This window comes from Acidovorax sp. GW835-FHT14B10, from assembly GCF_058793725.1.
Genome location: NZ_JBXAGC010000057.1, coordinates 1 through 6,199 on the forward strand (window position 1 = coordinate 1; position 6,199 = coordinate 6,199).

Genomic DNA, 6,199 nt, shown 5'->3' on the forward strand with positions numbered 1-6,199 from the left:
GTAGCCCGGCTACACCCCAACAGGTGGGGTCAATATTGGATGAAAAACCGGGGTCAGGATTACGCGGAAATCAACAGCCAGAAGCCTAAGTGCTTCGTTGTGTTGGACATTCCAAAGCCACATTTGCCCTCGTACACACGCCCGGAAAAAATTTTCCATGGCCACTGTGTAAGTGAGGTGAGCAGATGAAGAGCGGAATGTCCGATGCCGGATATTGAAACGCGTGCGGCGCCCATCGCCTGGGTTCCGTAGAAAGTAGAGTGCAGAGGTTCGACCGATGATCGAACTCAGTTTGCCACTTACGGCACTGCCTGCCTTGGACGACGCCTTGTTGCGTTTACCTTGGTGACCCATAGCGGGTGAATGGGCACAAGTTATTACCGGGTTGATTACGTACCAATGATGTACGGATCAAACCGGATGCTAATTGCTTGTGTTCCACACCGTCCACGCGGGGGAGCTGCATTGTGTGTTCCGTTCTTTTTCACACATTGCACCGGGAGACTTCACTAAAAATACTCCAAAGACGGGACTGGATATCGGGATGGATTGAGGTTGGCTACCTTGATTCGAGTTGAGAAAGATTGCAGCTGGATCGGATCGGTGATTCAGGCTGATTGCCCTGGGATAGGGCGGGGTGAGTGCGCGCGAGCTGGTCGCGGGGCTCATTGCTGGGCGGGATTTCGGAATTCCGGTTTGTTGCGCAAGATTCACCGCGTGCTCCTTTGATGTGGGCGTTTGTGTAGGTTCTCACGAACATTCAGATTTTTCCCAAAAGTCGAGATTTCGTGAGAATTCGTCTTGCTGTAGGTTCTCACATCGAACCCGAACTTTCTCATCAAACCCGAATTTGTAGGTTCTCATTGATCTTGCAAGTATTTTCGCTTCCTGCAAATCACCTGCGGAACGCCACTATACTTTTGCGAGCGCGCCATTGAGCTTTAGTTTTTTGGAGTCTCGAGCACCTGTCAAGATTCAATCGGCGCCAACACTCTTAGCCCCATCGAATACCGGGAGAGCCTTGGACTTGCGGCATCAAACCAGTCCAAGTTTTTATCCGCACCCCTTCATGGTTCGTCCAGAAGTTGGACGGGACCGGCCCCGTGGGGCAGAAAGAGGCCCGTCAGGGTTGAAAAATGCCAGCGTCTAACCCTGAGGTTGGTTCGCTGGCTTGCTGCCGCAAGAGTGCCGCAAAGGCGCCTTCGGCTGTGCCGCCTGTTGGTCAGACGGCGTGATGCTGACTGTCGTCCTCGGTGTTCGAAGCCTTGCTGTCATTGGTTGCAACCCAAAGGGCTGCAACTGTGATGAGGGTGCCAATGATGCTCAAGACGATGATGCCTTGCATATCACTCTCCTTTTCCAGTTAGTGCATCTGGGAAAAATAGTACCACCCAAAAATGGTGTCGTTTGCAAAGACCAGCTTGGGTAAGAGCCGGCCTCGAGCAACGCTGGTACAAGGCACAGCGGAAAAAGGCCGCGTAATCGTCGGGCTAAGAGCTACACGAAACGAGGGCAAGGTCAGATGAAAGCTTGAACCTGCCAGGGCTGACCAATGGAGCAGTCCACCTTGTGTTTACAACAAATTATCCAAGACTGATAATTATCAACCACAGATAAAATTGGATACTTCAATGACGACTGAGCCCGTTTTCCACCGCCCCGAGTACGCAGCTGACATGGCTCAGCAGTTGTTGAAGCCCAGTGCGCTACAAGTGCAGGTGCGCTCTGGTGTGTTTCTTTCTGGCATCCGCCGCATCGGGAAAACCACATTTCTTCGGCAGGACTTGATCCCGGCGCTGGAGTCCATGGAGGCTTTGGTGATCTACGTGGACCTCTGGGCGGATCGCAGTAAGAGCCCTGCCTCGCTCGTGCATGAAGCCGTCAAGGAAACGCTGTCGGCATTGTCGGCGTCCGGCACCGGCTTGTTGGCGCGCTTCAAGGGCCTGAACATCAGCGCGGCGGGCTTGTCCTTTGGGTTCCAGCTGGATGCCGTGGGCAAGCCGGGTGGCGCCACATTGGGTCACGTGTTCACCGAGCTGGTGGACAAGGTGAAGACCGACGTGGTGCTCATCATCGACGAGGTGCAGCATGCGCTGGGGACCGAGGACGGGACCAACCTGCTGTTTGCATTGAAGGCGGCCCGTGATGCCGTCAACACCCGCCCAGGCACACCTGGACACCTGCTGGTGTTGGGCACCGGCTCGCACAAGTCGCTGGTAGCAGACATGGCCACCCGCCGGTCTCAACCTTTCGCGGGTGCGGTGTCCACCGGGTATGAGCCTTTGGGCTCAGGCTTTGTCAGCTGGAAGAGGGATCAACTGGGGCAAATCAAGGGCATCAAGCTGCCATCGCACGAAGTGATGGTTCAGGGCTTTCTGGCGGTTGGCCAGCGACCCGAGGAGTTGCAGAGCGCGCTGGTTCTGCTCCAGTCACGACCCGAGGCGCCCGACATTGCCTTCCCCATCATTTGTTCGACCCTGGCTTCAGCAGCCGCAGAGGTGGAAATCGCAACGATTGAGGGCCTCGGAGCCTTGGCCTCAGCCATCTTTGACCGGGTTGTCTCAGGTAACGAATCCGGCGAGTTCAAACTGTTTTCTGCGGACGCCATCAACAGTTACTCAGACCAGATCGGCATGCCGGTAGATACGCCGCAGGTACAGAACATGATTGATCGCATGATCACGGCCAACTTGATCCTTCGCCAGTCGCATGGTGTGTACGCTGTGGCGGACCCTTTCGTGCGGCAAGCATGGCAGCAGAGAAAAGCGATGCAGTTGCTGGGTGCTCCGTCGCAGACTGGGCCTGATGGGGGGTCAAATTGAACGCTGTCACGGTCGGCCAGATTGAAAAAGCAACCCAGGCCCGTGTCGTGGCCCTGTTCCAGCAACGGCTGGGTTACAGCTACCTGGGCAACTGGATCGACCAGCTGACCTTGCCCCCGAAAAGTGGAGTTCTTGACCCTTGTTGAAAATACCGACGAGGAGTTGAGAAATGAGTGACAAGCAGGTGCGTGCGCAGTACACGCGAGAGTTCAAGCTGGAGGCGGTTCGGCAGGTGCGAGCTGGTCAGGCGATTGCGGTAGTGGCCAAGGTGCTGGGCATTCCCAAGGCCAGTCTGAGCAACTGGGTGCGACTGTCATCCAAGGGAGAGCTGGACGGCGTGGGCAGCGCCGACAAGGCGGCCAAAGTCTCGCCCGAGCAGATGGAGATTGCCCGGCTGCGCGCCGAGAATACTCGCCTTCGCATGGAGCGCGACATCGCAAAAAACGTCCATCGCGGCGCTGCCCCGTCCCAGTGGCAAGAAACACGGGTATGCCTACACTGACGTGGCCGGACTGTGGCCGTCAGCTTTTTGGAGGCTTTCGTCCCCGTCAAAAAACGTGGCCCTTGGGGAATTTGCGGACCCAGCTGTGGTGGCGCCCCGTGCGACCCCGATTAGGAAATTGATTTATTCCGCTCCCCTGTCCGGCGCATCGCCTACAGGAGGTTGCTATGTCCAAAAGTGGGAAGGTGATCGGTCTGCCGATCGTCAACGCCAGAGCCGCAGGCATCGATATCGGTTCACGTATTCAAGTCGCGGCCATACCGCCGGAATTGAGCGACAACCCGGTTCGCACTTTCCAGAGCTTCACTGCCGATATCGAGCAGATGGCCAATTGGCTGGTCTCCATCGGTATCACCACCGTGGCAATGGAGTCAACGGGGGTGTATTGGATACCGGTCTACGAGATTCTGGAGGCGCACGGATTGACCGTTGTGCTCGCCAACGCGCGAGATTGCAAGGCCGTTCCGGGTCGAAAGAGCGACGTCAATGACGCTCAGTGGCTCCAGCGCCTTCACGCCTGCGGCCTTCTTCGGGCCAGCTTCCAGCCAGCACGCGAAATTGCTGCGTTGCGTGCCTACATGCGGATCCGAGACCGTCATCTGGAATACGCGTCGGCTCACATGCAGCACATGCAAAAGGCGCTGACGTTGATGAACCTGCAACTGCATCATGTCATCAGTGATATCAGTGGCGTGACCGGCCTAAAGATCATTCGCGCCATCGTGGCGGGTGAGCAGGATCCTGACGTGCTAGCGTCCATGCGTGACATTCGCTGCCACGAAAGTCTACAAACCATCCGTTGCGCACTTGTCGGCAACTATCAGCCCGAGCACGTGTTCGCGCTGTCGCAGGCACTGGCGCTGTTCGACGCGTACCAGGCTCGTATCGCGGACTGCGATAAGCAGATCGAAAACTCGTTGCGTGTGCTGAACGCGGACAGACCGAAGTTGGAGACCCCACTGTGTTGATTTCCACGCAAACCTAACCCACTAGGGGGTGCGGACGAAAACTTGGACTACTAGAAGGTAGTTCATGTATTCCTACGAAGACCGAATCCGAGCCGTTGAGCTCTACATCAAGCTCGGCAAACGCACCAGCCCGACCATCCGTCAGCTGGGTTACCCAACCAAGAATGCATTGAAGGGGTGGTACCGCGAGTATCAGCAGCGGCTCGACCTGCCGCTGGGATATGCCCGTCGGCAGCCGAAGTTCTCGCAGGGCCAGAAGGCAGCGGCCATCGAGCACTACCTCACACATGATCGATGCATCGCTGCCACCATGAGGGCGCTGGGCTATCCAGGGCGTGGAACGCTAACCAAGTGGGTCCGCGAGGCATTCCCTGAAGCCAGGATGGCCCTTGTCGGCAGTGTGGGCCAGCGAAGATATCCCGAGAGCTTGAAGCACGCGGGAGTGATGGAGCTTTGCACCCGGCAGGAAAGTGCACAGGCTGTTGCCGACAGGCTCGGCGTGTGCCGGCCAACGTTGTACAACTGGAAGAACCAGCTTCTGGGGCGTGAGGCACCCGCATCAATGAAACACACCGATCGATCACCGCAGGCGCAAGAGCGTGAAGAGCTCGAGCGCCAAGTTGAGATACTGCGCCACGAAGTCAGGCAACTGCGCCTTGAGCAGGACCTCTTGAACAAGGCCAATGAACTGTTAAAAAAAGGCCTGGGCGTCGATCTGCAGCTCCTGTCCAACCGGGAGAAGACACTGCTGATTGACGCCCTCAGGGAGCACTATGGCCTGCCAGAGCTCCTTGCACAGTTGAGTCTTGCGCGTAGCTCGTACTTCTACCATCGGGCCCGCGCGGCAATCGGAGACAAGTACGTGAGGGTGCGCCAGTCCATCACCGAGATCTTCGAGTCCAATCACCGCTGCTATGGCTACCGCAGGCTGCAAGCCTCACTGGCCAGAGAGCAAGGCCCGATCTCCGAGAAGGTGATACAGCGGCTGATGAAGCAAGAGAGCCTGGTCGTTGCAAAACCCAAGAGGCGTCGGTATGCGTCTTACCTGGGCGAGATCAGCCCGGCACCAGAGAACATCATCAACCGTGACTTCCAGGCAGCAGCCCCCAACAAGAAATGGCTGACCGACATCACGGAGTTCCAGATCCCTGCAGGCAAGGTCTACCTGTCGCCGATCATCGATTGCTTCGACGGGATGGTGGTGAGCTGGACCATCGGCACGAGTCCGGATGCAGAGCTGGTCAACACCATGCTGGATGCAGCCATCGAGACCGTCACAGAGACAAGCGATCGACCAGTGGTCCACTCAGACCGCGGAGGTCACTACCGCTGGCCTGGCTGGCTATCCAGAATGAGCGAGGCCAAGCTCACACGCTCGATGTCCCGCAAGGCCTGCTCGCCTGACAACGCAGCGTGCGAGGGCTTCTTCGGTCGGTTGAAGAATGAACTGTTCTATCCTCGGGACTGGAAGAGCGTCACAGTTGAGCAGTTCATTGAGGTGCTCGACGACTACATCCGTTGGTACAACGAGAAGCGGATCAAGATCTCCCTGGGGGCCCTCAGCCCGATCGAATACCGGGTGAGCCTTGGACTTGCGGCATAAAACCAGTCCAAGTTTTTATCCGCACCCCCCGGTGGCTCAATTTTGAATCGGCGCCAACACCAGGATTGCAGTCAGGCGCAACATGCGCGCCCACAGCGTGGTCTGTTTCATTTCAAACGGTTGGTTCATTGCTGAGTTGAGAGGGGGACAAGGTACTCCAAAGTCTCTTCAGGATCGCGTGGACCTATCCCGCCCGCAGGCCCCCAGCAGGAAAGGGCTGCAGGAACTGGGGTCTCCTCGTTTTCAGTGCAATAAGTGACGGTACGCAAAGCTAGCACTGGCGCGGGGGTGGTCTGGGTAGACC

5 protein-coding genes and 1 pseudogene are annotated in these 6,199 nt (G+C 57.2%); 5 read left to right on the forward strand and 1 reads right to left on the reverse strand.

Going from position 1 to position 6,199, the window contains the following annotated elements; genetic code table 11:
* Positions 1 to 1,222: 1,222 nt before the first annotated feature.
* The gene (locus AC1Q5S_RS21975) at positions 1,223 to 1,345 is read right to left on the reverse strand and encodes a hypothetical protein (protein WP_257790107.1); all 123 of its coding nucleotides are present in this window, start codon (positions 1,343 to 1,345) and stop codon (positions 1,223 to 1,225) included.
* Between the two features lie 286 nt (positions 1,346 to 1,631).
* Here AC1Q5S_RS21975 and AC1Q5S_RS21980 point away from each other — a divergent pair, with 286 nt between their 5' ends.
* The 5 genes and pseudogenes from AC1Q5S_RS21980 to AC1Q5S_RS22000 all read left to right on the forward strand — a co-directional run bounded on the left by AC1Q5S_RS21980 (position 1,632) and on the right by AC1Q5S_RS22000 (position 5,895).
* A complete protein-coding gene (locus AC1Q5S_RS21980) occupies positions 1,632 to 2,822 on the forward strand; it encodes a P-loop NTPase family protein (RefSeq protein ID WP_492239430.1) in 1,191 nt (396 codons plus the stop codon).
* On the forward strand, positions 2,819 to 2,968 hold the full coding sequence (locus AC1Q5S_RS21985) for a hypothetical protein (protein ID WP_492239431.1): 150 nt from the start codon (positions 2,819 to 2,821) through the stop codon (positions 2,966 to 2,968). The genes AC1Q5S_RS21980 and AC1Q5S_RS21985 overlap by 4 nt, the downstream gene beginning before the upstream one ends.
* A 23-nt stretch (positions 2,969 to 2,991) precedes the next feature.
* A pseudogene (locus AC1Q5S_RS21990) lies at positions 2,992 to 3,264 on the forward strand (transposase); the annotation flags it as partial.
* 227 nt (positions 3,265 to 3,491) lie between these two features.
* A complete protein-coding gene (locus AC1Q5S_RS21995) occupies positions 3,492 to 4,292 on the forward strand; it encodes an IS110 family RNA-guided transposase (protein WP_492239432.1) in 801 nt (266 codons plus the stop codon).
* A gap of 64 nt (positions 4,293 to 4,356) precedes the next feature.
* The gene (locus AC1Q5S_RS22000) at positions 4,357 to 5,895 is read left to right on the forward strand and encodes an IS3 family transposase (RefSeq protein ID WP_492239433.1); all 1,539 of its coding nucleotides are present in this window, start codon (positions 4,357 to 4,359) and stop codon (positions 5,893 to 5,895) included.
* Positions 5,896 to 6,199: the final 304 nt, after the last annotated feature.